This is a genomic window from Nocardioides sp. TRM66260-LWL (assembly GCF_020075545.1).
Taxonomy (GTDB): domain Bacteria; phylum Actinomycetota; class Actinomycetes; order Propionibacteriales; family Nocardioidaceae; genus Nocardioides.
Window position 1 is genome coordinate 475,918 of sequence record NZ_JAIQZK010000002.1, and the last position, 25,080, is coordinate 500,997.

Sequence of the window (25,080 nt, forward strand, 5' to 3'; positions counted from 1 at the left end):
CTCCTACGATGCGCCGGTGAGCTCCGCGTCCCGCCCCGCCGAGCCCGGCCTCGACCCCGACGACCTCGCCGCCGCGCTGCGCGTGCTCGAGGCCGTGCGCCACCTGCCCGAGGACCACCCGGACGTCACGACGGTCAAGCGGGCAGCCTCGCACATGTACAAGGCCGTGAAGGCCGACCGCAAGCGGCGCAAGCGCGACGCCGAGCTGGCGCACGACCGCGCGGTGCTCGAGCTCACCGCCACCGGCTCGGCGCTGCGCATCGACGACGAGACCGCCGGCCTGCCGCTGGTCTCGTCCGCGCCGGGCGCCTTCGCCGGCGAGCTGCTGCAGCCGCGCGACTGCTACATCTGCAAGGCCGACTACACGCTGGTCGACGCCTTCTACCACTGGCTGTGCCCGTCGTGCGCCGCGTTGTCGCACGCCAAGCGCGACCAGCGCACCGACCTCACCGGACGCCGCGCGCTGCTGACCGGCGGCCGGGCCAAGATCGGCATGCACATCGCGCTGCGGCTGCTGCGCGACGGCGCCCGCACCACCATCACCACCCGCTTCCCCCACGACGCGATGCGGCGCTTCGCCGGGCTGCCGGACGCGGAGGACTGGATCGACCGGCTCACGATCGTCGGCATCGACCTGCGCGACCCGGCGCAGGTGATCTCGCTGGCCGACGAGGTCGCCGCCGACGGTCCGCTGGACATCCTGATCAACAACGCCTGCCAGACCGTGCGCCGCAGCCCCGGCGCCTACGCGCGGCTGGTGGAGGCGGAGTCCGCGCCGCTGCCGACCGGCGTCCGGCTGCCCGAGATGCTCACCTTCGACCGCGTCTCCGAGGCCCACCCCGCCGCGCTCGCCGGCGCGCTGTCCACCCAGGCCGTGCCCCACCACGACGGGGAGTCGGAGGCGTCGGCGCTGGCCCACCACACCGCGGCGTCGCTCACCGCCCTGGCGCTCCAGGCCGGCTCGGCCTCGCTCGCCGCGCACCGCGACGGCACCGCGGTCGACGCCGGCGGCCTGCTCCCCGACCTGCAGACCACGAACTCCTGGACGCACGTCGTCGACCAGGTCGACCCCCTGGAGCTGCTCGAGGTGCAGCTGTGCAACCAGACCGCCCCGTTCCTGCTGGTCTCGCGGCTGCGCGCGGCGATGCGGGCGGCGGTCGCCGGCGGCGCCCGGCGGGCGTACGTCGTCAACGTCTCGGCGATGGAGGGCCAGTTCGGCCGCCGCTACAAGGGCCCGGGGCACCCGCACACCAACATGAGCAAGGCCGCCCTCAACATGCTCACCCGCACCTCGGCGGGCGAGATGTTCGAGACCGACCGGATCCTGATGACCGCCGTAGACACCGGCTGGATCACCGACGAGCGGCCCCACCAGGACAAGCTGCGGCACGCCGAGGGCGGCTGGCACGCCCCGCTCGACCTGGTCGACGGCGCCGCCCGCGTGTACGACCCGATCGTGCGGGGCGAGGCCGGCGAGGACCTCTTCGGCTGCTTCCTGAAGGACTACGTCGTCTCGGCGTGGTGAGCGGGCCGGCGGGGCCGGCAGTTTCATCGGTCGACCGATGAAACTGGCACTGGGCCGATGAAGCTTCATCGTCCAGGTGCCAGTTTCGTGCGCGCCGGACCACGCCGGACGGGCCGCAGGCCGACGAGACCTGTCGGTCGGCGTGCGAAGGTTCGAACGCCCACCGACAGGTTCGGCGGCCGACCGCCGGAGCTTCGGCGGCCAGCCGCCGAGACCTCCGCCCATCACCGCGCCGCTAGCCTCGCCGCATGAGCGCGCTGGCCGGCCTGGTGGAGAAGGGCCTGATGAGCCCCGACTGGGCGCAGGCGCTGGCGCCGGTCGACGAGCGGATCGGCGCGATGGGGACGTTCCTGCGCGAGGAGCTGGCGGCCGGACGCTCGTATCTGCCGGCCGGCGAGCGGATCCTCCGGGCGTTCGAGCGTCCGCTGGCCGACGTCCGGGTGCTGATCGTGGGCCAGGACCCCTACCCCACGCCGGGACACCCGATCGGCCTGAGCTTCGCGGTGGAGCGGTCGGTGCGGCCGATCCCGCGGAGCCTGGCCAACATCTACGCCGAGCTGCGCGACGACCTCGGCGTCGAGCCGGCGCCGCACGGCGACCTGACGGCGTGGGCCGACGCCGGCGTCATGCTGCTCAACCGAGTGCTGACGGTGCGTCCGGGCGAGCCCGCGTCGCACCGCGGGAAGGGCTGGGAGGAGGTCACCGCGTGCGCGATCCGCGCGCTGGTCGAGCGCGGCGGGCCCCTGGCCGCGATCCTCTGGGGACGCGACGCGCAGTCGCTCGTCCCGATGCTCGGCGCGGTGCCGCACGTCGCCTCGGCGCACCCCTCCCCGCTGTCGGCGAGCCGCGGGTTCCTGGGGTCGCGGCCGTTCAGCCGCGTCAACGCGCTCCTGGTGGAGCAGGGGGCGGAACCGCTGACATGGCGGGTCGATCCGGAATAAGATTGAACCCTCAACCACTTGAGGTGACCATGACCCACGCCACGGGCCCGATGCCCGCCCTGTACATCGGCCACGGAGCCCCGCCGCTGCTCGACGACCCCGTGTGGTCGGGCGAGCTGGCCGCCTGGGCGCAGGACCTGCCGCGGCCGACCGCCATCCTGATCGTCAGCGCCCACTGGGAGTCCGCGCCGATCACCCTCAGCGCCGACCACGCGCCGCTCGTCTACGACTTCGGCGGCTTCGACCCCAAGTACTCCCGCATGACCTACCGGACGCCGGCCGCCGCGGACCTCGCGCGCCGGATCGCCGCGATGATGCCCCCGGGCGAGCCGGTGCACCAGCACACCTCGCGCGGCCTCGACCACGGCGCGTGGGTGCCGCTGCGGATCATGTACCCCGATGCCGACATCCCGGTGCTGCAGATGTCGCTGCCCACCCACGACCCCGGGCGGCTGCTGCAGCTCGGCGCGCGCCTGCGTCCGCTGCGGGACGAGGGCGTGCTCGTGATCGGCTCGGGCTTCCTCACCCACGGCCTGCCGTTCCTGCGCGAGTTCCGCATCGACGCCGAGGCGCCGGGCTGGTCGCGCGACTTCGACGCCTGGGCCGCCGAGGCGCTCGCGGCCGGCGACGTCGACGCCCTCGCCAACTTCCGCGAGCTGGCGCCCGGCCTGCCGTACGCGCACCCGACCGTCGAGCACTACAGCCCGCTGTTCGTCACCCTCGGCGCGGCCAGCGACCCGTCGGCTCCCGGCGAGCAGCGGATCGACGGGTTCTGGATGGGCCTGTCGAAGCGCTCGCTCCAGGTGGCCTGAAGCGGGCTGTGAGGGCCTGAGGAGGCTCAGCGGATGCCGAGCCGCCGCATCATCCGCAGGCCCGAGAGCATCTGCTTGACGTAGGCGTCGTAGTCCTGGCCCGGCCGGGCGCCCATGACCTGCTTCTTGAGCACCGCGAGGTTCTGCACGTCGGTGTACTTCAGCAGGCCCTGGTCGCCGTGCCGCGCGCCGACGCCGGAGGTCTTGACGCCGCCCGACGGCGTCCCCTTCGAGGCGAACGCGGTGGCCAGGGAGTCGTTGACGTTGACGTTGCCGGCCTCGATGCGGCGTCCGACGGCCTCGGCGCGGTCGAGGTCCTTGCCCCAGACCGACGCGTTGAGGCCGTACTCGGTGTCGTTGGCGAGCGCGACCGCCTCGTCGACCGTCCGGTAGCGGTGCAGGGCGACCACGGGGCCGAAGGTCTCGACGACGCCGCACTCCATCTCGGTGGTGACGCCCTCGAGGATCGTCGGCTCGAAGAACGCCGGGCCGAGGTCGGGACGCGCCTTGCCGCCGGTGACGATCGTGGCGCCCTTGGCGACGGCGTCCTCGACGTGCGCCTGCACCCGGGCCATGTGGTCGGGCGAGACGAGCGAGCCGAGGTCGGGCCCGAAGTCGTAGGCCGCGCCGATGCGCAGGGCCTCGGTGGCCTTCACGAACGCGGCCTTCAGCTCGTCGTAGCGGCTCTCGGGCAGGTAGATGCGCTCGATGTGCATGCAGATCTGCCCGGTGTTGCCGAAGACGCCGAACAGCGCGCCCTGCACCCACTCGTCGACCTCGACGTCGTCGAGCACGATCATCGGGTTCTTGCCGCCGAGCTCGAGGCAGCAGCCGATCAGGTTGCGCCCGGCGCGCTCGCCGATGACCCGCCCGGTGGCCGAGGAGCCGGTGAACATGACGTAGTCGGCGTGGTCGATCAGGGTCGGGCCGACGTCGGGTCCCTCGCCGCAGACGACCTGGAACAGCCCCTTCGGCAGGCCGGCCTGCTCGAGCAGCGAGATGCCGAACAGCGGCGAGAGCGCGGTCTTGTTGTCGGGCTTGACCACCACGGCGTTGCCGGCCATCAGCGCCGGGATCGCGTCGGAGAGGCCCGTGGCGAACGGGAAGTTCCAGGGCGCGATGATGCCGACGACGCCCTTGGGCACGCGGATCTCGGTGGAGGAGCTGACGAACGGCACCGGCCCGCCGCGCTTCGTCGGAGCCAGCAGCCGCTCCGCGCGCTTGAGGTAGTGGCTCATCACCATCGGCGGGTCGCAGGTCTCCTCGATCGCCATCCGCCGGTTCTTGCCGCTCTCGACCTGGATGAGGTCGGCGGTGCGGTGGGCGTTGTCGAGCAGCAGGGCGTGGGCCCGCTTGAAGACCTCGAGCCGCTGCTTGACCGGCGTCGCGGCCCACGCGCGCTGCGCCGCGCGCGCCTCGGCGAAGGCGCGCTCGATGTCGGTGGGCGTCGACTGCGGCAGCTCGACGAGCACCTCGCCGGTGTAGACCTCGGTGAGCGGCCACGGCGTTCGGCTGTGGTCGGAGGCGACGCGGGCGACCAGGCGCTGCAGCAGCTCGGGGGTGACGCTGGCCGGCCGGGTCAGGGCGGGACGCTGCGGGGTGAGGGTCATCGGGTGCTCCCCAGGACGAGGTCGGCTCCGCGCTCGCCGATCATGTAGGCGGGCGCGTTGGTGTTGCCGCCGGTGATCGACGGCATGATCGAGGCGTCGCAGACCCGCAGGCCCTCGATGCCGCGCACCCGCAGCTGCGGGTCGACGACGGCCAGCTCGTCCACGCCCATCCGGCAGGTGCCGACGCCGTGGTAGACCGAGGTGGCCCGGTGCTGGATGGTGTGGCGCAGCTCGTCGCCGGTGACCCGCGGGCCCGGGTGGGCCTCCTTGAGGATCGACCCCTTGAAGGCCTTGCTGGCGAAGATCTCGCGCACCAGGCCGGTGCCCTCCTCGAGCAGCTGGAGGTCCTCGGGCTCGGCGAGGTACTGCGGGTCGATGAGCGGCGCCTTCGTCGGGTCGGCCGACGCCAGCCGCAGCGTCCCGCGGCTCTTGGGGTAGATCAGCGTCGAGAGCACGGTCAGGGACGGCACGGTGTCGACCTCGTGACGGATCGGCTCGTCCTGGTTGCCGGCGGGGTAGGCCCACGGGAGCAGGTGCAGCTGCAGGTCGGGCACGCCGCCCTGCGCCTGCGAGGTCTGCAGGAACGCGAGCACCTCGAAGACCGAGTTGGCGAGGAACGTCGAGCCGGGCCGCAGCACCTCCTTGGCCACGCCCTTGGCGAAGTAGGCGGCCGTCCCCTTGTTCTTCGACGCGGTGGTGTGGAACGTCAGGGCGTGGAAGAGGTGGTCGTGCAGGTTGTCGCCCACGGGGAGGTCGGCGAGCACCGGGATGCCGTGGTCCTTGAGGTGCTGGGCGTGGCCGATGCCAGAGAGCATGAGCAGCTGGGCGGAGCCGACGAACCCGGCGGAGAGGATGACCTCCTTGCCGGCCCGGATCGTCCGGGTGCCGCCGCGCTTGTCGCGCACCTCGACGCCCACCGCACGGCCGTTCTCGATCACGACCCGGGTGGCCTGCACCTCGGTCTGCACCTCGAGGGTCGGCGGCGCGAGGTGGTGGATGTAGCCGCGGGACGCCGAGTAGCGCAGGCCGCCGGCGGCGTTCTGCTGCATCCGGCCCACGCCCTCCTGCGAGGCGCCGTTGTAGTCGTCGAGGATCCGACAGCCGGTGACCTCGGCGGTGGCCTCGAGGAACTGCAGCGAGCCCTCCTGCGGCGTCTGGTTGACCGTGATGCGGATCGGGCCGCCCTCGCCGCGGTACTCGTTCGCGCCGCCCTCGTAGTCCTCGAGCCGCTTGTAGGCGGCGTTGACCGAGTCGGCGTCCCAGCCCTCGTTGCCCTCCGCGGCCCAGGAGTCGAAGTTCGCCCGGTTGCCGCGCACGTAGACCATGCCGTTGATCGAGCTCGACCCGCCGAGCACCTTGCCGCGCGGCACGGGCATCTTGCGGTCGAGGATGTGCTTCTGCGGCACCGAGTAGAAGCCCCAGTCGACGGTGCGCTTGAGCTGCGGCACCGCGTGCATCGGGCCGATCATGCCGGGCTTCTTGACGAGGAACTGCTCGTCGCTCTTGCCGGCCTCGAGCACGATGACGCTCGCGCCCGACTCGGCCAGGCGGCCGGCGATCGTCGCACCGGAGCTGCCGGAGCCGACGACGACGTAGTCGGCCTCGTGGGACAGGGTCTTCTTGGCCATGGCGATCCTCGTTGCGTGCCCGGGGGGTGACTCGGGGGCGAGTCGGGGGATGTGTCGGGGGCCACACTAGGGCAGATCGGGCCAGTTGTGGAACAGGTTCTAGTTTTGGATCGGCGGGCCGTGGGAGTTTCATCGGCTGACCGATGAAACTGTCGCTGGGACGATGAAGTTTCAGCGTGCAACCGCCAGTTTCATCGGCCGACCGATGAAACTGGCGGGACCGCCGCCCCACCACCGCGCCCCGAGCAGCGACCAGCCCCGACAATGACCGGATGCGCATCCTGTCCATCCAGTCCTCGGTGGCCTACGGCCACGTCGGCAACTCGGCGGCGACCTTCCCGCTGCAGCGACTCGGCCACGAGGTCTGGCCGGTGCTGACCGTGCACTTCTCCAACCACACCGGCTACGGCGCGTGGCGGGGTCCGGTGCTCGACCCCGCCGACGTGCGCGAGGTGATCGCCGGCATCGCCGACCGGGGCGTGCTCGGCACCGCGGACGCCGTGCTGTCGGGCTACCAGGGCGACCCCGCGGTCGGGCAGGTCATCGTCGACGCCGTGGCGCAGGTGAAGTCGCTGAGCCCGGACGCGCTCTACTGCTGCGACCCCGTGATGGGCGACGTGGGGCGTGGCATGTTCGTCCGGCCCGGCATCCCGGAGTTCCTGCGCGACGTCGTGGTGCCGCAGGCCGACGTGATCACCCCCAACCACTTCGAGCTCGACTTCCTCGCGGGCGTCGAGCGCTCGCCCGAGGGCGCCGGCGGCAGCCGCACCCGCGCGGAGGTGCTCGCGGCGGTCGACGCCGTGCGGGCGCGGGGGCCGCGCGACGTCCTCGTCACCTCGGTGCTGCACGACGAGGTGCCCGACGGCCACCTGGAGGTGCTGGCGGTCTCCGACGCCGGGGCCTGGGCCGTCACCACGCCGCTGCTGCCGATCAGCCCCAACGGCTGCGGCGACGTGACGGCCGCGCTCTACCTGGCGCACCTGCACGACACCGGCTCACCGGAGCGGGCGCTGGCCCGCACGACCTCGTCGGTGTTCGCCGTGCTCGAGGCCACCATCGGCGCCGGCACGCGGGAGATCCGCCTCGTCGAGGCGCAGGACGCGATCGCCGCGCCGCCGACGACGTTCGAGCCGCGGCGGGTGCGCTGAGCTCCTGGTGATCGGAGCCGCGTGGGAGGATCGAACTCCCGACATTCCGCTTACAAGGCGGATGCTCTGCCAACTGAGCTAACGCGGCCGGACCGCGGCAGGAAGCGCCGCGGGCCGCGCCGATCGTAGTCGGCGCGGCCCGCGGTCCTGCGTCAGGGCGACGGCCGGCTCAGACGGTGGCGAGCTCGCGCTCGTCGGCCAGCAGACCCGGGTCGGCGACGGGGTCGCCGGCGGCCGGCCGGTCGTAGACCTCGCGGTCGAGGATGCCCTCGCGGGCGGCCACGATGGTCGGTACGAGCGCCTGACCGGCGACGTTCGTCATGGTGCGCATCATGTCCAGGATCGGGTCGACGGCCAGCAGCAGGCCGACGCCCTCCAACGGCAGGCCCAGCGTGGTGAGGGTCAGCGTCAGCATGACGACGGCACCGGTGAGGCCGGCGGTGGCGGCCGAGCCGACGACCGAGACGAACGCGATCAGCAGGTAGTCGGAGAAGCCGAGGTCGACGCCGAAGAACTGCGCCACGAAGATCGCCGCGAGCGCCGGGTAGATCGCGGCGCAGCCGTCCATCTTCGTCGTCGAGCCGAGCGGCACGGCGAAGGAGGCGTACTCGCGCGGGACCCCGAGGTTGCGGGTGGTCACGTACTGCGTGACCGGCATGGTGCCGACCGACGAGCGCGAGACGAACGCCAGCTGCAGGGCCGGCCAGGCGCCGGCGAAGAAGCGCAGCGGGTTGAGGCCGTGCGCGCGCAGCAGCACCGGGTAGACGACCAGCAGGACGATCGCGCAGCCGACGTACACGTCGACGGTGAAGACCGCCAGCGGGCCGATCGCGTCGAAGCCGTAGCTGGCCACGGCGGTGCCGATCAGGCCCAGGGTGCCGATCGGCGAGAGCCGGATGATCCACCACAGGACGGTCTGGACGACCGAGAGGAACGACTCCGAGATCGCCAGGAACGGCTCGGCCTTCTCGCCGGTCTTCAGGATGGCCGCGCCGACCAGCAGGCCGACGACGACGATCTGGAGCACGTTGAACTCCACCGAGACGCCGCCCGAGCCGTCCGGGCTGGCGGAGAGGCCGAGGAAGTTGTCCGGGACGAGGCCGGCGAGGAAGTCGGTCCAGGAGCCCGAGCCGCTCGGCGCGGCCGCGGCGTCACGGGACACGCTGGTGCGCAGGCCGGGGTCGGTGAGCAGGCCGATGGCCAGGCCGATCGTCACCGCGATCGCGGCCGTGATCGCGAACCACAGCAGCGTCTGCGCGGCCAGGCGCGCGGCGTTGGAGACCTCGCGCAGCCGCGCGATGCTCACCACGATCGCGAAGAAGACCAGCGGCACGACCACGGTGCGCAGCAGCGAGACGAACGTGCTGCCCAGGGTGTCGAGGGTCTGTCCGAGCCACCCGACGTCGTAGACCCGGACGACGGCGCCGAGCGCGGCGCCGAGGACGAGGCCGGCGAGGATCTGGGCCCAGAACGGGACGTGCGGCAGACGTCGCCGGGAGCCGGAGGGGGACGACGGGCCGCTCTGGTCCGTCGTGTCACGCGGGTCGAGCGGGGCGTCGGAGGCGGGGTGTGCGCTCACGAGGGGTCCTTCCGATCAGGGGCCGGACTGGTCTAGTCCAGGCCACCTGGCGACAACGCGCCCCGCCGCGTCAGGATTCCGTCCACCCGCGCGGCGGTCCCGTGAGCCGAGCCACGGCCTGGGCGGGCGTCACATGCCGCCGTCGAAGGCGAGCACGGTGCCGGTGACCATGCGGGCGGCGTCGGAGGCCAGGTAGACGATCGAGGAGGCCAGCTCGGCAGGGGTGATCGCCGGGCCGGGCAGCATCATCAGGAGTCGATCGGCCACCCGGGCGTCGAGGTCGGGCGGGAAGATCGAGGCCACGTGGCTGACGATCGGGGTGTCGACGGTGCCCGGGCACACGGCGTTGACCCGGACGCCGTGCGGGGAGAGCTCGAGGGCCAGCGAGCGGGTGAGCATGGTCAGCCCGCCCTTGGCCGCGGCGTAGGCGGCGGCGTACGGCTGCGGCTTGTTGCCGGCGACGCTCGAGACGTTGACCACGCACCCGCGACTGGCGAGCAGGTGCGGCAGCGCGGCCTGGATCGTGAGGAAGGGGCCCTTGAGGTCGATGGCGTGGACGCGGTCCCACTCGGCCTCGGTGATGTCGGCGACGTGGCCGAACTGCACGACGCCGGCGACGTTGGCGAGCACGTCGATGCGTCCGGTCTCCGCGCAGCGGGCGAGGGCGGCGTCGACGGCGGCCTTCGACGAGACGTCGCACTCGACGTAGGTGACGCCGTCGGGCACGGTCGGGGCGACGTCGAGGCCGAAGACGGCGTCGCCGAGGTCGCGGAAGGCGGCTGCGGTGGCGTGGCCGATGCCGGAGGCGGCGCCGGTGATGACGACGGTGCGGGTCATGCCCGGAACCTAGAACACGTTCTAACTCCGCCACAACCGCCGCGCCCGCGCCGGACGATCGGGCACAGTGACGCCCATGCCGCCCGAGCCGCCCGAGCCGCCCCACCTGCTGGACGAGCCGCACCACGACGGCTCGCCGCTGCACCTCTCCGACGACGCGCCGGCGCTCGAGGACGTCGTCACCGTGCGGGTGCGCACGTCCGCGGCGCCCGGCCGCGCCCCCGAGGCGATCTGGCTGCGCACGACCTACGACGCCGAGCCGGTCTTCCACGGCTGCGCGGAGACTGCCCGCGACGAGCACGTCGTGTGGTGGGAGGGACGCCTGCCGGTGCACAACCCGGTGACGCACTACCGGTTCCTGCTGTCCTTCGACGGCGGAGCACGGCAGGAGTGGCTGACGGCGGCGGGCGTCGTCCCGCACGACCCGCCCGACGCGCACGACTTCGTCGTCACGACCCACGAGCCGGCGCCGGCCTGGGGTCGCGAGGCGATCGTCTACCAGGTCTTCCCCGACCGGTTCGCCCGCTCCGCCGCGGCCGACGAGCGGCCCGTCCCGCCGTGGGCCGTCCCGGCCGCGTGGGACGACACGGTCGTCTTCGAGGGCTCCGACCCGCGCACGCCGCTGCAGTACTTCGGCGGCGACCTCGACGGCCTCGTCGAGCACCTCGACCACCTCGACCGCGTCGGCGCCACCGTGCTCTACACGACGCCGGTCTTCCCCGGGGAGTCCAACCACCGCTACAACGCCTCGACCTTCGACGGCGTCGACCCGCTGCTCGGCGGCGACGAGGCCTACGCCCGGCTCGCGCAGGCCGTCCACGCCCGCGGCTGGCGGCTGCTCGGCGACCTGACGACCAACCACACCGGCGACACCCACGAGTGGTTCCGCACCGCGCGCGAGGGCGGGCCGACGCGCACCTGGTACCACCTGCGCGACGACGGCGGCTACGAGACCTGGATGGGCCACCACACCCTGCCGAAGCTCAACCTGGCCGACCCCGGTCTGCGGGCCGCGATGGTCGAGGGGCACGAGTCGGTGGTCGCGCGCTGGCTGCGTCCGCCCTTCGAGGTCGACGGCTGGCGCATCGACGTGGCCAACATGACCGGACGGCTCGGGGCGCTCGACGTCAACCACGACGTCGCCCGCGCGGTGCGCGCGACCGCCACCGCCGAGCGTCCCGACGCCTGGGTGATCGGCGAGCACAACCACGACGCCTCGGGCGACGTCGACGGCGACGGCTGGCACGGGACGATGAACTACTCCGGGTTCTCCTGGCCGGTGTGGTCGTGGCTGCGCGACCCCGACTCCCCCGCCCGCGCCTTCGGCCGTCCGCTGCCGGTGGCCGTGCGTCCCGGCGGCCTGGTGGTGCGGACGCTGCGCGAGTGGGCCGCCCGGTACGGCTTCCGGGCCACCGCGCAGTCGTGGAGCATCCTCGGCTCGCACGACTCCGCCCGCATCCGCACCCTGACCGGCTCCGGGCCGCGGCAGCGGGTCGCGGCCGGGCTGCAGTTCACGCTGCCGGGCGTCCCGATGGTCTTCGCCGGCGACGAGCTCGGCCTCGAGGGCGTGCTCGGGGAGGACTCCCGGCGGCCCATGCCGTGGCACCGTCCCGAGACGTGGGACCTCGCCACGCTCGACGCCTACGCCGCGCTCGCCACCGCCCGGCGCGAGCACCCGGCCCTGGTGTGGGGCGGGCTGCGGTGGGCGCTGGCCGAGGACGACGCGATCGCGTTCCTGCGCGAGCACCCGTCCGGCACCCTGCTCGTGCTGGCCCGCCGTGCTCCCGGCGAGGCCGTCGACCTGCCGGCAGGGCCGCTCGGCGCGTCCGCGTGGGAGCCCGTGCTCGGCACCGAGGCCACTCCGGCCCCGCTCGACGCGGTCGACGGCGTCGTCACGCTGCCGGCCGGGGGCGTGGGGGTGTCGGTGTGGCGGGCGTCGGAGAGCGAGGCCTGGGAAGTTTCGTCGGCTGACCGATGAAACTGGCGCCGCCGCCGCCCCCACCCCCGCGCCACACTGACCCCATGCCCACCCACCCGATCGTCGCGGCCCTGCGCGGCCGGCTGGGGACCGACGTGCCCCTGGCCACCGACGCCGACGTGCTTGCCGCCTACAGCCACGACCGCGCGCCGTGGCTGGCCCACGGCGCGCCGCTGGCGATGGTGGCGCCGGGCGACGTCGACGGCGTGCGGCACGTGCTCGAGCTGGCGGCCGAGCACCGGGTGCCGGTGGTGCCGCGCGGCGCGGGATCCGGGTTGACGGGCGCGGCGAACGCGGTCGACGGCTGCCTGGTGCTCTCGACCCACCGCCTGCGGCCCGAGCCCCGGCTCGACGTCGACGACCGGCTGGTCCGCGTCGGCGCCGGCACGCTCAACGGCGAGGTCAAGCAGGCGGCGGCGGGCGTCGGGCTCCTGTACCCGCCCGACCCCGCGAGCTCGGCGTTCTGCAGCATCGGCGGCAACGTCGCCACCAACGCGGGCGGGCTGTGCTGCGTGCGGTACGGCGTGACGCGCGACTGGGTGCGCGAGCTCGACGTCGTCCTGCCCGGGGGCGAGGCGCTGCGCGTGGGCCACACCGCGCCGAAGAGCGTCGCGGGGCTCGACCTGGTGAGCCTGCTCGTCGGCTCCGAGGGCACGCTCGGCGTCGTCACGGGCGCGACCCTGGCCCTGACCCGCGGCCCCGACCGGCTGGTCACCGTCGTCGCGAGCCTGCCGAGCCTGGCCGCGGCCGGCGACGTCGTGCTGGCGCTGCGCGACCGCCCCGAGCCGCCGGTGCTGCTGGAGATCATGGACGCCACCACGATCCGCGCGGTCGAGGAGCTCGCGCACCTCGGCCTCGACGTCGAGGCCGCGGCGCTGGTGCTCGTCCAGCTGCCCGAGGAGGCCGACGGCGCCGGCGCTGCGGGCCCGGCGGGCGTCGAGGACGTGTGCCGCGCCGCCGGCGCCACCGAGGTGTACGCGACGACCGAGCCCGACGAGGCCCGGGCGCTCCTGCAGGCACGGCGCCTGGCCTACGAGGCGTTCGAGCGACGCGGCCTGCCGCTGCTGGAGGACGTCGCGGTCGACGTCTCGCGCCTGCCCGCGCTGATCGCCGCGATCGCCGGGGTCGCCGAGCGGCGCGGCGTCACGATCGGCACCTTCGGACACGCCGCCGACGGCAACCTGCACCCGGTGATCCTGGTCGAGCACGACACCCCCGCGGCGCGCGTCCTCGCCCAGTCCGCCTTCGACGACGTCGTCGAGGAGACCCTCGCGCTGGGCGGCACGCTCTCGGGCGAGCACGGCATCGGCCGGCTCAAGCTCCCCTACCTGGCCCGCCAGCTCGACCCCGTCGCCCTGCGGCTGATGCAGCAGGTGCGGGCCGCCTTCGACCCGCTCGGCCTGATGAACCCCGGATCGTCCCTGCCGGCCTGACAGCCGCCGCCGCGCGCCCTACGCTCCGGCCATGGCGCACGAGGACGACGCGGCCGCGCCGGCCGGCACGGAGCCCGCCGGCCTGCGGATCCTCGCCCACCGTCCCGACCCGCGCCTGTGGGGCCTGCCCTGGCACGTGCCGCTGGAGGAGTGGGACGAGCGGGTCGTCGTGCCGCTCCCCCGCGGCCTGTCGCGCCACGTGGTGCGGATCGTGCGCGTCGGCGAGCAGGTGCTGGCGGTCAAGGAGACCACCGAGCCCAACGCCCTGCGCGAGCACCGCACCCTGCGCGACCTGCACCGCCTCGGGCTGCCGGCCGTCGTCCCGCAGGCCGTCGTCACCGGACGGCTCGACGCGGCCGGCGCGCCGCTGCCGGCCGCGCTGGTCACCGAGCACCTGCGCCACTCGCTGCCCTACCGCACCGTGTTCAGCAACGGCGGCACCGCCGAGCAGCTGACCCTGCTGGTCGACGCGCTGGTGGTGCTGCTCGTGCGGCTGCACCTGGCCGACCTCTTCTGGGGCGACGTCTCGCTCTCCAACGTCCTCTTCCGCCGTGACGCCGGCGCGTTCGCCGCCTACCTCGTCGACGCCGAGACCAGCGAGCTCAAGCAGGCGCTGTCGGATCCCCTGCGGGCCTACGACCTCGACCTCGGCTGCGAGAACGTGTTCGCCGAGCTCATGGACCTCCAGGCCAGCGGCGCGGTGGACGCCGACGTCGACGGCGCCGAGCTGGTCGAGCTGCTGCAGCGTCGCTACGCCGAGCTGTGGTCGGAGCTGACCGACGTCGAGGAGTTCTCCTCCACCGAGATGTGGCGCATCGAGCAGCGGCTGGAGCGCCTCGGCGATCTCGGCTTCGACGTCGAGGAGCTCGACGTCGTCACCGACATCGGGGGCGACACCGTCCGCATCCGGCCCCGGGTCGTCGAGCTGGGGCACCACGCCCGCGAGCTGCAGGAGCTCACCGGCCTGGTCGTCGAGGACGGGCAGGCGCGGCGGCTGCTGCACGACCTGGCCGCCTTCACCGCCACCTTCGACCTCGCCGGCCTCGACCGGCGCGTGGTGGCCGAGCGCTGGCGACGCGAGGTGTGGGAGCCCTTCGTCGCGCTGGTGCCGCCGCAGGCCGACGGCCGCCGGGAGCCGGCGGAGCTGTTCCACGAGGTGCTGGTGCACCGGTGGTTCCTCTCCGAGCGCGCGGGACGCGAGGTCGACCTCTTCGAGACCGCCCGCGACTACGTCGACCGCTACCTGGTGCAGCGTCCGGTCGAGTCGATCGCCGCCGAGCCGCCGGGCTGACGCGCGATCCGCGCCGCCGGTCGGAGCGTGCCGTGCGACGTCAGGGGCGGCAGACCCGGCACTCGACCAGGCCGAGGCCCTCGCCCGCCGGGTGGAGGTCCTGCCGGTGGGCGATCAGCGCGCAGTCGCGCCGGTGGACGGTCTGGTTATCGCCGGCGACCACGCGCAGGGCGCCGGCGTCGACGCCCTGCTCCCCGAGCGCCGCGGAGCGGGAGGTGATGTCGGCCAGCACCAGCAGGGTGTCGGCGAGCCGCTTGGACGACTCCCGGCCGTCCTCGGCGATCCGGGCGAGCCACGCGCCGAAGTACAGGAACCCGCCGGCGAACGTCAGGCCCAGACCGAGCAGGCCGCCGGAGACCAGGTAGGAGAGCTGGTCGTACTGGTAGGCGGTGTTCGCGGCGCCGTACCAGCCCAGCACGATCACCACGAGACCGAGCGGCAGGAGGATCGCGCCGGCCCAGAAGAGCACCACCTGGAGCAGCGCGCTCTGGGCGCCCTTCAGCGGGGCGACGCCGTTGCTGGAGCGCTCGCCCGCACGGGGCAGCGGGGCGCCGGCGCCCAGGCGGGAGCCGCTGGCGCGCTCGGGGGTGGGGATCGCGGTCATGTCGGGCCCTTCGGGATTCGCGGAGTGCTGGGGTCGGGGACGGGTCAGCGCGGGGTCGGGGACGGGTCAGGCGCGGCGGAGGTCGGGGACGCCGCTCTCCAGGCCATGGCTGCAGGCGGCGCCGCCGCCGAGGGCGGCCAGGCCGATCCGGCGCACGTAGCTGCCGACGACGACCGCGCCGACCAGCGCCGCGGCGAGGAGTCCGCCGGGGATGCTGAACAGCGCCGGGAGCCCCGCGGCCGGGGCCGCGTCGGCCAGCGTGTCGACGGGCGTGCCCGCATCTCCGCCCGGCGCGGCGCCGGCTCCGGTGGTGGGCGGCGCGTCGGTGACGCCGGTGCCGCCGGTGGTCGGGCCGCCGGCGGTGCCGGTGCCGCCGGTCGGTGCCGCACCGCCGCCGGAGGTGCCCGCGCCGGAGCCGGCGGCGCCGCCGGCGTTGGGGTCGACGCTCGGCAGGTCGAGGCCCTGGACGGTCTCCAGGGTCGAGGTCGCGTAGCCGAGGTGGACGACGATCTTGGGCGCGAGCTCGGGGATCGAGAGCAGCAGCGACTTCAGCGGGCCGGCCTGCTGGGGGAGGTTGTTCGCGATCGGGCCGAGGATCGCCGCCAGCGGCAGCGCCTTGAGCACCGGCTGCAGGACGCCGGTGTCGATGGTGATGCGCAGGGCCTCGGTCGTCGAGGTGAGCCGGTCGCCCTTGCGCTCGTCGACCCGGCCGGGCGTCTCGATGGTGATGCCCAGGGTCTTGAGGATCGCGGCGGGGGCGTCCGGCAGGCCCGGGATGGCCTGCTGCTGGCCCGCGGCCTCGGCGCCGTCGGGGCCGAGGCGGAAGCGCTGACCGGCCACCGTCAGCACGCCGTACGACGCGTGGCCGGCGGCCTGGGGCTTGGCGCCGTCGCCGGTGGCGACCGCGGTGGAGGTGAGACCGGACATCGTCAGCAGGCCGCCGAGCAGGCTGACGTCGCCGAGGGAGGCCCGCGAGGTGACCGACACCTGCGCGCCCACGCCGGTGGCGCTCGTGACGTCCGAGCTGGCGACGTAGCCGCCGAGGTCGACCAGCGCCGCGAGCTGCGCGGGCAGCTGGCAGGCGGTGTCGTCGCGGCCCGCGTCGTCCGCCGTGCCCGAGGCACCGCCGGAGCCACCCGAGCCGCCCGAGCCCTTCGAGGGGTTCGACGACGTGGGGCCGAGCAGCCCGCCGAGGGCGTCGGTGAGGCCGCTGAGCGGGTTGTCGCCGCCCGAGCCGCCCGAGCCGCCCGAGCCGCCCGAGCCGCCCGAGTCGCCCGAGTCCGAGCCGCCCGAGCCGCTGCCCTTCGCGGGCGCCTTCTCGGGAGCGGGGTCCTGGACGTCGCAGTCGGTGGAGAAGCCGGTCTTGGCGAAGGTGCGGTACTGCGTGGCCTTGGTGCGCATCACCGAGCCGGGCAGCCGCTCGTTGGTCTGCAGCTCGGGGCCCGAGGGGTAGGCGGAGTTCACCTGCACCGGGTAGCCCTGGGCCGCGATCGGCGCGATCAGCTGCTCGGGCAGGCCGAGCTGCTCGAGGATCGTCTTGGCGCCCTCGCCGACCGCGTCGCCGGGCCAGGCGTAGCTGGCGCGGCCGGTGGAGCTGGAGGAGTCGGCCTCGACCTTGGAGTAGCCGAGGTCCAGCTCGCCCTGCGGCGAGGACGGGATCGGGATCGTCGGCTCGAAGAGCTCGATCTTCACCGGGGTCGCGACCGCCGAGGAGCTGAAGCCGGCGAACCCGGCCCCGGGCGGCGTCCCGTCGGCGGCGCCGGCCGGGCCGGCACCGAGCGGCAGGCCCGCGGCGACGAGGGCCGCGGCGCCGAGGAGCGCGGCCGGACGGATGCGAGCGCGCGTCATGCGGCTCCTCCCAGGATGACGTCGGACATGGTCTCGAGGATCTCGCCGGGCTCGCCGGTGGCCACGACGCGACCGTGGGACATGACGGCCGCGTAGTCGGCCACCTTGAGCGCGGTGCGGGCGAACTGCTCGATGCACAGGATCGTGACGCCGGAGGCGGCGATGCGTCCGACGGTGTCGTAGAGCTCCTCCACGATCAGCGGCGCCAGGCCCATCGAGAGCTCGTCGAGGAGCAGCAGGGCGGGGTCGGAGGCCAGCGCCCGCGACATCGCGAGCATCTGCTGCTCGCCGCCGGACATCGTGCCGGCCAGCTGCGAGCGACGCTCGAGCAGCCGCGGGAAGTAGGCGAACGCCGTCTCGAGCACGGCCTCGGCCGACACGCCGGCGTACGACATCAGCGTGAGGTTCTCCTGGACGGTCAGGTTCGGGAACACCGAGCGGCCCTCCGGCACCGTGCACAGGCCGAGCCGCGCGAGCTCCTCGGTCTGGGCGCCGCGCACGTGCACCCCGCCGAGGTGGACGTCGCCCGAGGTCGCCTTCTTCTGCCCCGAGATCACCTTCACCAGGGTCGACTTGCCCGCGCCGTTGGGGCCGAGCAGCGCCATCACGGCGCCCCGCGGCACGGCGAGGTCGACGCCGCGCAGCACCTCGATGCGGCCGTACGCGGCGTGGAGGTCGACGACCTCCAGGATCGGGACGCTCATCGCGCGCTCCGTCCGTCGGCGATCGGCAGCACGGTCGTCAGGTCGTCCTCGTGACCGCGGTCCAGGTGGGCGACGGGCGGCAGGTCGGCGAGCGTGGCGTCCCAGGAGTCGCCCTCGCCGCCCTCGTCGGAGTACCCGAGGTAGGCCTTCTGGACGAGCGGGTCGGTGCGGATGTCGGCGGGCTCGCCGGAGGCGATGACGGTGCCGAAGTCGAGCACGTGGATGGTGTCGCAGACGCCCATCACGAGGTCCATGTCGTGCTCGACCATGAGCACCGCGACGCCATCGGAGGCGAGGTCGCGCAGGAGCTCGCCGAAGGCGTCGGTCTCGGTCTCGTCGAGGCCGGAGGACGGCTCGTCGAGCAGCAGCAGGCGCGGCGAGCCGGCCAGGCAGCGGGCCAGCTCGAGCAGCCGGGCGGTGCCGGTGGGGATGGAGTCGGCCCGCTCGTCAGCGTAGGCGGCAATGCCGACCCGCTCGAGCAGGGCGTCGACGTCGGCGCCCGAGCGGCGCACGAGGCCGCGCGCGCCGCCGGCGATGTCGCGGGCCACGCGCACGTTCTCGCGCACGGTGAGGGAGCCGAACGCCTCGAGCCGCTGGAAGGTGCGGCCCACGCCGCGCTTGGAGCGGCGGTGCACCGGCATGCGCGTCACCGCGCGGCCGTCCAGGCGCACCTGGCCCCGGGTGGGCCGCTGCAGGCCGGAGATGACGTTGAAGCAGGTGGTCTTGCCGGCCCCGTTGGGGCCGATCAGCCCGGTGATGGTGCCGGCCTCGGCGCCGAAGGTCGCCTCGTTGACGGCCGTGACGCCGCCGAACTGGACGACGACGTGGTCAACCTCGAGCAGCGACATGGGCGCCCCTCCCCTCTGGCCCCTCGGGCCGTCCGTCGACGCGGCTCGCGGGCGAGCCGTCCGTCCCCTCCAACGAGCGAGTGTGACCGGGGTCACCGATCAGCGCCAGGTTGTCGGCGTCCTCGTCCCAGACGTCCTCGTCCTGCGCGGACGTCGCGGCGGAGCGGTCGCGCCGCCCGGGCAGGCCGAGGCCGGCCAGGTCGGGGACGCGGGCGCGCACCTGGGTGCCGTAGCGCTCCTCGAGCAGACGCCCGAGGCGGAACACGTACGACGCGATGCCGTTCGGGTTGCGCGCCAGCAGGATCGCGGCCACCGAGATCACGACGAAGAGCAGACCGGCCACGCCGGGGTTCTCCGACTGCTGCACGGGCAGCTGCATCAGGCCGTAGCCGCCCAGCAGGGCGCCCGTGACCGAGGTGACGCCGAAGACGACCGCGAAGAGCAGCAGCGTCAGGCTGGAGAAGAACTGGAAGTCGGCGGCGCCGATGGTGCCGCGCAGGCCGGCGAAGAGGCCGCCGGCGAGGCCGGCGATCGCCGCGGACAGCCCGAACAGGCCGACGCGGAACCAGCGCGCGTCCAGGCCGAGGGTGCCGCAGGCGGCGGGGCTGTCGCGCAGGGCGATGAGCAGCCGGCCGAGGACGCCGCGGCGCAGGGTCAGCAGCGCGATCGCGGTGAGCACGAAGAAGACCACCATCACCAGCACGTAGCCCTGCGTGGACTCGATCCGCGTGCCGAGGATCGAGAGCCGCTCCGCGGTGAGCGCCCCGCCGAAGCCGAAGGCGAAGTCGGCCTGGAAGACCAGCTTGTCCATCAGCACCGCGAAGGCGAGCGTCGCCAGCGCCAGGTAGAGGCCGGTGAGCCGGATGACCGGCAGCGCCACCAGCGCGCCGACCGCGCCCGCGACCAGCGCGGAGACCAGCAGGCCGACGAGGTTCGGCTCGTCGAGCTTGGCGTAGGTGAGCGCCCCGACGCCGGCGAAGGTGAACTGGCCCAGCGAGACGTGGCCGCCGTAGCCGGTGAGCAGCACCAGCGAGAGCATGACGATGGCGTAGGTGGCCGCGGTGCCGAGCAGGAGCAGGTCGGCCTCGCCCATGCCGGCGGTGTAGACCGCCATGCCGAGCACGAGGGCGGCGCCCCATCCGGCGCTGGCCCGCAGGCTCGGCACCGGCGCGGTGACGATGCCCTTGACCTGGCCGATGCGCAGCTGGGTCTGCGGCATGCCGATCACGACGGCGAAGAGGAACAGCGGGGCGATGACGTTGCCGACCTTGCTCAGCAGCCCGTCGGTCGGCAGGTAGCCCTTGGCGTAGGCCTCGGCGAGCCCGAGCGCCATGCCGCCGGCGAAGGTCAGCGGCAGCGACTTCAGCCGGCCGAACACGGCGGCGGCGAAGGCGCTGATCACCAGCAGCGTGAGGGCGTAGTAGTCGAGGCCGACCTGGGAGACCAGGAGGATGCCGCCGAGCGCGGCGAGCGAGGTGCCGATCGCCCAGGAGAGCGCGGCGACGGTGTCGGGACGTCCGCCGAAGAGCCGCAGCAGCTCGGGGTTGTCGACCGACGCGCGCATCGCGGTGCCGACCCGCGTGCGGGTGAGCAGGCCGTAGAGGCCGGCCGCGACGACGCCGGAGAGCACGATGGTCAGCGCCTGGTGCGCCGTCACGTTGGTGCCGGCGATCGTGAAGGAGCTGTTCGGGAAGAACGGCTTGACGGTGCGGGCCGCCGGCGGCCAGATCTGCTGGGCGGTGCCGATGCAGGCCACGAGCAGCGCGACGGTGACGACCAGCGACACCGACACCGGCGCGTCGCCGAGCCCGCGGGCCACGAACCGCTGGATGAACCAGCCGGTGGCCGGGGCGATGACGCCGACGACGAGCAGCAGCGCCGGCAGCGGCGGCAGGCCCTGCCGCACGCTGACGTCCCAGAACACGAACGACATGACCATGCCGAGCGCGCCATGGGCGATGTTGAAGACCCGCGTCGTGGTGTAGGTGAGCGTCAGGCCGGAGGCGACGATCGCGTACGCGGCCCCGCTGAACAGGCCGAAGATCGTGAACGCGATGAAGGTCGACACCGCTCAGCCCACCCGCGTGATGCCGTTGTAGCGGTAGGCGGTGCCGCCGACGGGCACCCAGCGGCCGTTCTTCACCTGGATGAAGCGCCAGCCGTCGCCGGTGCGACGCGGGCCGACGTACTGCTTGGAGTGCAGGCCGTTGGCGGTCCAGTTCGTCACCTTCGACATGGCCTGCAGGAGCGAGGCGCGGTTGAGCCGGCCGCCGAGCTGGATCGACTGCTCGACGAAGAGCCGCGCGGCGGACCAGGCGAAGACGCCGAAGAACGTGGGCTCCGCGCCGGGCTTCACCTGGTTGAGCCACTTCAGGTAGGTGGCGAGCTCGGGGTTCTTGTTCGCCTCCTCGAACGGGGCGAAGTTGGTGAACACCGTGGCGCCCTCGACGTCGCCCTGGCCGCTGGAGAGGAACTCGCGGGTGTAGGCGGTGGGGTCGAACATCAGCACCTGCGGCTTGTAGTTCTGCTGCTTCATCGCCTGCGCCAACCGGACGAACTGCGGGGTCGCGGCGATCATCTGCACGTACTGGACGCCCTTGTCCTTCAGCTGCTGCACGAAGGGCGAGTAGTTGAACTCCGAGACCTCGATGCCCTGCACGTAGACGAAGTTCATGCCGCGCTTGGTCATCGCCTCGGCCTGCAGCTTGCCGTTCTCCGACGCGGCGCCGGCGTTGACGAAGAGCATCGCGGCCTTCTTCGCCGCGTCCGGGAAGTTCTGCTTCACGTAGTCGGGCACGGCGTTCTCGAACTCGTTGGCCACGGTCGACTGCGCGCCGTACGCGGTGCGGCTGGTGACGCGGGCCCGGGTGACGCTCGCGGTGCGGATGTCGGGCAGCCCGCACTTGTCGGAGGTCGCCGCGCCGCCGGAGTCGAAGGCCGACTGCGAGCCGACCATCGCGAAGACGTTGGCGCAGCCGTCGGCGTAGTTGGCCTGGTCGCCGCCGGCGTCGGTGCGGGTGTCGTAGGGCTTGAGCGCGAGCTTGCGGCCGCAGATGCCCTTGGGGTTCGTGGCGTTGAAGTAGGCGACGTAGGCCTTGACGGCGTCCTGCGAGGCCTCGAAGAGGCCGGGCACCGGGCCGGAGATGTCGCTGGAGTTGCCGATGGTGATGGTGTCGTCGGTGATGCCGGGGCCGTTCTTGAAGCCCGTGCAGTCGCCCGCCTTCGCGCCGCCGGCCGCGGCGTTCTGGCCGCCGCCGCCCGCGGCCGCGCCACCGCCGCCACCGCTCGCCCCGGACGTGCCGCCACCCGCCGCGCTCGTCCCGCCGCCGGCCGCCGCGCCGCCGCCGCCGCTCGCCCCGGACGTGCCGCCACCCGCCGCGCTCGTCCCGCCGCCGGCGGCCCCCGCCGTCGCGTCCGTGCCCGGAACCGCCCCGCCGCCGGCGACCGCGCCGCCGGCTGCCGGGGCACCGGGCACGCCGGCCTGGGTGCCGTTGAGCGCGGCCACCTGGTCGGGCTGGAGGCGGGATCCGCAGGCGGCGAGGGCGAGCGTCAGGCCGACGACGGCGACGGCGCCGGCACGGCGGGGGCGGGCTGAGCGCACCACGGGGTCCTCCAAAACTAGAACAGGTATCAGTTCTAACGTCTATCACGCCCGAAGGTGACGCGGGACACACGGGGAAGGTACTGGCCGGGGACTGAGATGGTTACCGAGCGGTAGCGGCCGTGGACGGTGGTCTGGACCAGTTCGGGGCGCGCGGGGACGCCGCGGGCGCGCTGGCGTCGGTTTCCCCGGGCGCCCGGGGAAACCGACGCTCCGAGACGCGTACGGCACCTCCCGGGCGAGCCGGAGGTGCCGTACGCGTCAGGGACGGGCGAGGCTCAGAGCAGGCCGCGCGCCTGGGCGATCGCGTAGAGCGCGACGCTGGCGGCGACGCCGGCGTTGAGGGACTCCACCTGGTTGGCCATCGGGATCGACACCAGCTGGTCGCAGGTCTCGGCGACGAGCCGCGAGAGGCCGTTGCCCTCCGAGCCGACGACGAGCACGAGCGGGCCGTCGGCCAGGTCGAGCGCGGGCAGCGAGACGTCGCCGTCGGCGGCCAGGCCGACGACCATGCAGCCGGCGTCCTGGTAGGCCTTCAGCTGCCGGGTGAGGTTGCCGGCCTGGGCGACGGGGATGCGGGCGGCGGCGCCCGCGCTGGTCTTCCACGCGCTGGCGGTCATGCCGGCGGCCCGGCGCTCGGGGACGACGACGCCGTGGGCGCCGAAGGCGGCGGCCGAGCGGACGACGGCACCGAGGTTGCGGGGGTCGGTGACCGAGTCGAGCGCGACGATCAGCGGCCGCTCCCCCATCTCGGTGGCGCGGTCGACCAGGTCGTCGGGGTGGGCGTACTCGTATGCCGGGATGCGCGCGGCCAGGCCCTGGTGCACGGCGCCGCCGGTGAGCCGGTCGAGCTCGCCGCGCCCCACCTCGAGCAGGGAGATGCCGCGATCGGCGGCGAGGCCGAACGCCTCGCGGAGCCGGCCGTCACGCTCGGCGCCGTCGGCGACGTAGACCGCGTTGACCGGCACGCCCTCGCGCAGCGCCTCGACGACGGGATTGCGGCCGGCGATCCACTCGGCGTCGCCGGACGCCCGGCGTCGCTGCGGCCGCTTGCGCTCGGCCGCCTGCGCCGCCTGGACGGCCTTGTAGGCCTTGTGGTTGGGCCGGTCCTTGGCCTTCGGCGTGGGGCCCTTGCCCTCCAGCCCGCGACGGACCCGGCCGCCGGAGCCGGCCGTCGGGGCCTTGCTGGTCTTGCGGATCGCGCCCTTGCGCTGCGAGTTGCCGGCCATCAGGCGATGCTCCACTTCGGTCCGTCGGGGGTGTCGGTGACCTCGATGCCGGCCGCCGTGATGCGATCGCGGATCGCGTCGGCGGCGGCGAAGTCCTTGGCCGCGCGGGCGGCGGCGCGCTGCTCGAGCAGCCCGGCGAGCAGGACGTCGACGGCCGCGCGCAGCCGCTCGTCGTCGGCGCCGGACGCGCCGCCCCAGGCGGGATCTGCGGGGTCGAGGCCCAGCACATCGAGCATGGTCCGCACCTGGCACGCAGCACGTGAGGCTGCCTCTCCATCGCGAGCGCTGACGGCGACGTTGCCCTGGCGGACGTGCTCGTGGATCACGGCCATCGCAGCCGGCGTCGCGAGGTCGTTGTCGAGCGCAGCCACGAAGGCATCTGGCAGGTCGTCTGCGTAGTCGGGCTCAGCGCCCTGGACCTGCTCGAGGAACCACTCGATGCGCGCGAACGCGGAGGCGGCCTCCTCGAGGGACTCGAAGGAGAACTCCACGTGGCTGCGGTAGTGCGCGGCGACGACGTAGTAGCGCAGCTCGATGCCGCGGAAGCGCTCGAGCACGGCGGGGATCGTCAGGCTGTTGCCGAGCGACTTGCTCATCTTCTCGCCGGCGGTCGTGATCCAGGCGTTGTGCAGCCAGAACCGCGCGAAGCCGTGGCCCGCGGCGCGGGACTGCGCCTGCTCGTTCTCGTGGTGCGGGAAGCGCAGGTCGACGCCGCCGCCGTGCACGTCGAAGGTCTCGCCGAGGTACTTGCCGGCCATCGCCGAGCACTCGATGTGCCAGCCCGGCCGGCCCGGGCCCCAGGGGCTGGGCCACGAGGCGGTCTCGGGCTCGGTGGGCTTGCGGCCCTTCCAGAGCGCGAAGTCGCGGGGGTCGCGCTTGCCGCGCGGGTCGGCGTCCTCGGCGGCCTCCATGTCGTCGACCCGCTGACGGGTCAGCTCTCCGTAGGCCGGCCAGGAGCGCACGTCGAAGTAGACGTCGCCGGAGCCGTCGGCGGCCGGGTAGGCGTGACCGCGCTCGATCAGCCGCTCGATCAGCGCCAGCATCTCCGGCACGTGGCCGGTGGCCAGCGGCTCGTAGGTGGGCGGCAGCACGTTGAGCGCGGCGTAGGCGGCGGTGAGCTCGCGGTGCATCAGCGCGGCGTGCTCGTACCAGTGCCGGCCGGCGTCGGCGGCCTTGGCCAGGATCTTGTCGTCGATGTCGGTGACGTTGCGGATGAAGTCGACCTCGAGGCCGCCGTGCTGCAGCCAGCGACGCAGGACGTCGAAGCTCACCGCGGAGCGGACGTGGCCGACGTGCGGCTCGGACTGCACCGTCAGACCGCAGACGTAGACGCTCGCCCGGCCGGGCCGGACGGGTTCGAAGGGACGGACCTCCCGGGTGGCGGTGTCGTAGAGCCTGAGCGTCACCCGTCGATCCTAGGGGCGCGGACGCCCGCGACCGGCATCGTGCGCCGGCGCACGGGAG

19 protein-coding genes and 1 tRNA gene are annotated in these 25,080 nt (G+C 73.8%); 7 read left to right on the forward strand and 13 right to left on the reverse strand.

Translation table 11 applies throughout. The features are described from left to right. Positions 1–16: 16 nt before the first annotated feature. From K8Z61_RS08820 to K8Z61_RS08830, 3 genes are all read left to right on the forward strand, one after another. The gene (locus K8Z61_RS08820) at positions 17–1,525 is read left to right on the forward strand and encodes an SDR family NAD(P)-dependent oxidoreductase (RefSeq protein WP_224128571.1); all 1,509 of its coding nucleotides are present in this window, start codon (positions 17–19) and stop codon (positions 1,523–1,525) included. A 248-nt stretch (positions 1,526–1,773) separates the two neighbouring features. Next, positions 1,774–2,466 (forward strand): uracil-DNA glycosylase, encoded by a 693-nt coding sequence (locus K8Z61_RS08825; protein WP_224128574.1) that lies wholly within the window; start codon positions 1,774–1,776, stop codon positions 2,464–2,466. Between the two features lie 29 nt (positions 2,467–2,495). Beyond that, the gene (locus K8Z61_RS08830; RefSeq protein ID WP_224128576.1) at positions 2,496–3,278 is read left to right on the forward strand and encodes a dioxygenase; all 783 of its coding nucleotides are present in this window, start codon (positions 2,496–2,498) and stop codon (positions 3,276–3,278) included. 26 nt (positions 3,279–3,304) lie between these two features. Here the strand turns inward: K8Z61_RS08830 and K8Z61_RS08835 are convergent, their stop codons facing one another. Together K8Z61_RS08835 and K8Z61_RS08840 are read right to left on the reverse strand one after the other, a co-directional pair. After that, complete coding sequence (locus tag K8Z61_RS08835) at positions 3,305–4,888, reverse strand: succinic semialdehyde dehydrogenase (protein ID WP_224128578.1); 1,584 nt, start codon at positions 4,886–4,888, stop codon at positions 3,305–3,307. Further along, positions 4,885–6,516, reverse strand: a complete 1,632-nt coding sequence (locus K8Z61_RS08840) for a GMC family oxidoreductase (protein ID WP_224128581.1) — start codon at positions 6,514–6,516, stop codon at positions 4,885–4,887. The genes K8Z61_RS08835 and K8Z61_RS08840 overlap by 4 nt, the downstream gene beginning before the upstream one ends. 272 nt (positions 6,517–6,788) lie before the next feature. Between K8Z61_RS08840 and pdxY the strand changes: the two genes are divergently transcribed. Then, positions 6,789–7,664 carry a pyridoxal kinase PdxY gene (gene pdxY / locus K8Z61_RS08845; protein ID WP_224128583.1) on the forward strand — a complete coding sequence of 292 codons (876 nt, stop codon included), beginning with the start codon at positions 6,789–6,791 and terminating at the stop codon, positions 7,662–7,664. 15 nt (positions 7,665–7,679) lie between these two features. Here the strand turns inward: pdxY and K8Z61_RS08850 are convergent. The 3 genes from K8Z61_RS08850 to K8Z61_RS08860 all read right to left on the reverse strand — a co-directional run bounded on the left by K8Z61_RS08850 (position 7,680) and on the right by K8Z61_RS08860 (position 10,080). Next, positions 7,680–7,752, reverse strand: a tRNA-Thr gene (locus K8Z61_RS08850). A gap of 81 nt (positions 7,753–7,833) precedes the next feature. After that, a complete protein-coding gene (locus K8Z61_RS08855) occupies positions 7,834–9,243 on the reverse strand; it encodes a dicarboxylate/amino acid:cation symporter (RefSeq protein WP_224128585.1) in 1,410 nt (469 codons plus the stop codon). A gap of 129 nt (positions 9,244–9,372) precedes the next feature. After that, entirely contained in the window at positions 9,373–10,080 is a 708-nt protein-coding gene (locus K8Z61_RS08860; protein ID WP_224128587.1) for an SDR family NAD(P)-dependent oxidoreductase, read from the reverse strand. 76 nt (positions 10,081–10,156) lie between these two features. Here K8Z61_RS08860 and K8Z61_RS08865 point away from each other — a divergent pair, with 76 nt between their 5' ends. Genes K8Z61_RS08865 through K8Z61_RS08875 form a run of 3 tightly spaced genes read left to right on the forward strand, consistent with a single transcriptional unit; the run spans position 10,157 to position 14,782 of the window. Then, a complete protein-coding gene (locus K8Z61_RS08865; protein ID WP_224128589.1) occupies positions 10,157–12,058 on the forward strand; it encodes a glycoside hydrolase family 13 protein in 1,902 nt (633 codons plus the stop codon). A 44-nt stretch (positions 12,059–12,102) separates the two neighbouring features. Continuing rightward, on the forward strand, positions 12,103–13,491 hold the full coding sequence (locus K8Z61_RS08870) for an FAD-binding oxidoreductase (protein WP_224128590.1): 1,389 nt from the start codon (positions 12,103–12,105) through the stop codon (positions 13,489–13,491). Between the two features lie 31 nt (positions 13,492–13,522). After that, complete coding sequence (locus K8Z61_RS08875; RefSeq protein ID WP_224128591.1) at positions 13,523–14,782, forward strand: DUF4032 domain-containing protein; 1,260 nt, start codon at positions 13,523–13,525, stop codon at positions 14,780–14,782. A gap of 40 nt (positions 14,783–14,822) precedes the next feature. Here K8Z61_RS08875 and K8Z61_RS08880 read toward each other — a convergent pair whose 3' ends face one another. The 8 genes from K8Z61_RS08880 to cysS all read right to left on the reverse strand — a co-directional run bounded on the left by K8Z61_RS08880 (position 14,823) and on the right by cysS (position 25,022). Next, positions 14,823–15,386: a hypothetical protein gene (locus tag K8Z61_RS08880; RefSeq protein WP_224128592.1), complete on the reverse strand. Its 564-nt coding sequence runs from the start codon at positions 15,384–15,386 to the stop codon at positions 14,823–14,825. Between the two features lie 66 nt (positions 15,387–15,452). Further along, positions 15,453–17,234: a choice-of-anchor P family protein gene (locus K8Z61_RS08885; RefSeq protein WP_224128593.1), complete on the reverse strand. Its 1,782-nt coding sequence runs from the start codon at positions 17,232–17,234 to the stop codon at positions 15,453–15,455. Further along, a complete protein-coding gene (locus tag K8Z61_RS08890; protein WP_224128595.1) occupies positions 17,231–17,938 on the reverse strand; it encodes an ABC transporter ATP-binding protein in 708 nt (235 codons plus the stop codon). Before K8Z61_RS08890 ends, K8Z61_RS08885 begins: the two co-directional genes overlap by 4 nt. After that, a complete protein-coding gene (locus K8Z61_RS08895) occupies positions 17,935–18,786 on the reverse strand; it encodes an ABC transporter ATP-binding protein (RefSeq protein WP_224128597.1) in 852 nt (283 codons plus the stop codon). The genes K8Z61_RS08890 and K8Z61_RS08895 overlap by 4 nt, the downstream gene beginning before the upstream one ends. After that, positions 18,767–20,854 carry an ABC transporter permease gene (locus tag K8Z61_RS08900; RefSeq protein WP_224128599.1) on the reverse strand — a complete coding sequence of 696 codons (2,088 nt, stop codon included), beginning with the start codon at positions 20,852–20,854 and terminating at the stop codon, positions 18,767–18,769. The genes K8Z61_RS08895 and K8Z61_RS08900 overlap by 20 nt, the downstream gene beginning before the upstream one ends. A 3-nt stretch (positions 20,855–20,857) precedes the next feature. Next, entirely contained in the window at positions 20,858–22,387 is a 1,530-nt protein-coding gene (locus K8Z61_RS08905) for an ABC transporter substrate-binding protein (RefSeq protein ID WP_224128601.1), read from the reverse strand. A gap of 278 nt (positions 22,388–22,665) precedes the next feature. After that, the gene (gene rlmB / locus K8Z61_RS08910; protein WP_224128603.1) at positions 22,666–23,616 is read right to left on the reverse strand and encodes a 23S rRNA (guanosine(2251)-2'-O)-methyltransferase RlmB; all 951 of its coding nucleotides are present in this window, start codon (positions 23,614–23,616) and stop codon (positions 22,666–22,668) included. Continuing rightward, positions 23,616–25,022, reverse strand: a complete 1,407-nt coding sequence (gene cysS / locus K8Z61_RS08915; RefSeq protein ID WP_224128605.1) for a cysteine--tRNA ligase — start codon at positions 25,020–25,022, stop codon at positions 23,616–23,618. Before cysS ends, rlmB begins: the two co-directional genes overlap by 1 nt. Positions 25,023–25,080 lie beyond the last annotated feature (58 nt).

Bases quoted from the DNA above. Each gene is read 5' to 3' on its own strand.
- K8Z61_RS08865 (WP_224128589.1), top strand. From the start codon at position 10,157: ATGCCGCCCGAGCCGCCCGAGCCGCCCCACCTGCTGGACGAGCCGCAC.
- K8Z61_RS08830 (WP_224128576.1), top strand. From the start codon at position 2,496: ATGACCCACGCCACGGGCCCGATGCCCGCCCTGTACATCGGCCACGGA.
- K8Z61_RS08870 (WP_224128590.1), top strand. From the start codon at position 12,103: ATGCCCACCCACCCGATCGTCGCGGCCCTGCGCGGCCGGCTGGGGACC.
- K8Z61_RS08875 (WP_224128591.1), top strand. From the start codon at position 13,523: ATGGCGCACGAGGACGACGCGGCCGCGCCGGCCGGCACGGAGCCCGCC.
- K8Z61_RS08890 (WP_224128595.1), bottom strand. From the start codon at position 17,938: ATGAGCGTCCCGATCCTGGAGGTCGTCGACCTCCACGCCGCGTACGGC.
- K8Z61_RS08895 (WP_224128597.1), bottom strand. From the start codon at position 18,786: ATGTCGCTGCTCGAGGTTGACCACGTCGTCGTCCAGTTCGGCGGCGTC.
- K8Z61_RS08840 (WP_224128581.1), bottom strand. From the start codon at position 6,516: ATGGCCAAGAAGACCCTGTCCCACGAGGCCGACTACGTCGTCGTCGGC.
- K8Z61_RS08860 (WP_224128587.1), bottom strand. From the start codon at position 10,080: ATGACCCGCACCGTCGTCATCACCGGCGCCGCCTCCGGCATCGGCCAC.
- K8Z61_RS08885 (WP_224128593.1), bottom strand. From the start codon at position 17,234: ATGACGCGCGCTCGCATCCGTCCGGCCGCGCTCCTCGGCGCCGCGGCC.
- K8Z61_RS08880 (WP_224128592.1), bottom strand. From the start codon at position 15,386: ATGACCGCGATCCCCACCCCCGAGCGCGCCAGCGGCTCCCGCCTGGGC.
- pdxY (WP_224128583.1), top strand. From the start codon at position 6,789: ATGCGCATCCTGTCCATCCAGTCCTCGGTGGCCTACGGCCACGTCGGC.
- K8Z61_RS08825 (WP_224128574.1), top strand. From the start codon at position 1,774: ATGAGCGCGCTGGCCGGCCTGGTGGAGAAGGGCCTGATGAGCCCCGAC.
- K8Z61_RS08835 (WP_224128578.1), bottom strand. From the start codon at position 4,888: ATGACCCTCACCCCGCAGCGTCCCGCCCTGACCCGGCCGGCCAGCGTC.
- rlmB (WP_224128603.1), bottom strand. From the start codon at position 23,616: ATGGCCGGCAACTCGCAGCGCAAGGGCGCGATCCGCAAGACCAGCAAG.